The sequence below is a fragment of the Treponema endosymbiont of Eucomonympha sp. genome, assembly GCF_001028545.1.
In genome coordinates this window covers 1-740 of record NZ_BBPW01000329.1, presented here as the reverse complement: position 1 = coordinate 740, position 740 = coordinate 1, and the positions used below count along the sequence as shown (strand labels likewise).

Annotated in this window: 1 protein-coding gene; it reads right to left on the bottom strand. The window is 41.5% G+C overall.

Features of this window, described 5'->3' with window-relative positions:
• Positions 1-446: 446 nt before the first annotated feature.
• Positions 447-740: manganese efflux pump (locus AWU74_RS06880; RefSeq protein WP_187150916.1), on the bottom strand; the 294-nt coding region annotated here is incomplete at its 5' end.

Below are 740 nucleotides of genomic sequence, written 5' to 3'. Positions count from 1 at the left end.
TATGCACTTATGGCTTATTATGATACGATTGACAGCGGATTGAAGACGGTTTTCGCCCGCCGCGGCAACACAGCGCGGCGGTTTTTTATGCCCCGGCGACTTCCCGCAGACTGCAAAAACCGCCCTTTTTCACCGTATTTTCTCACACCGCACTGCCGCAGGGGAATAAATCTATGATAGACATAGATTTACGCGCACGACCCACAGATGCGCACTCTGTCCTTATGTAGAATACCGACAGAAAAACAGCGATAAACAAAGCAAAAAAAGTATAGACAAAACGCAAAAAGCATTCTATAATAATACTATTGTATAGCGTATTGCCTCCGCTCTTAATCTGTGTGTCGCAGGTTCGAAGCCTGCATGGCTCAAAAAACAAGCTTTTATCAGATGCAGATTTATTCATGCATGGGTTTAATACCTCGCCGTTTTGCGGCGGGGATTTTTTATTGAAAAAATAAATGTTCCAGTAATATTTTCATGCCGAGTATAACAAGAACCGCTCCGCCCGTAAATTCCGCCCTGGATTTACATTTTTCTCCCAATATATTGCCTGTTTTTACGCCGAGCGTCGATATACTGAATGTCGTCATGCCTGTTATTAGTATTGCCATAAAAATATTTATTTTAAAAAAAGCAAAGGTTATTCCTATCGCCAATGCGTCAACGCTGGTCGCAAATGCCAAAACAAACATTTTTGCAAAACCAAAAGAATATCCGTTTGATTTTTCCCTTTTATG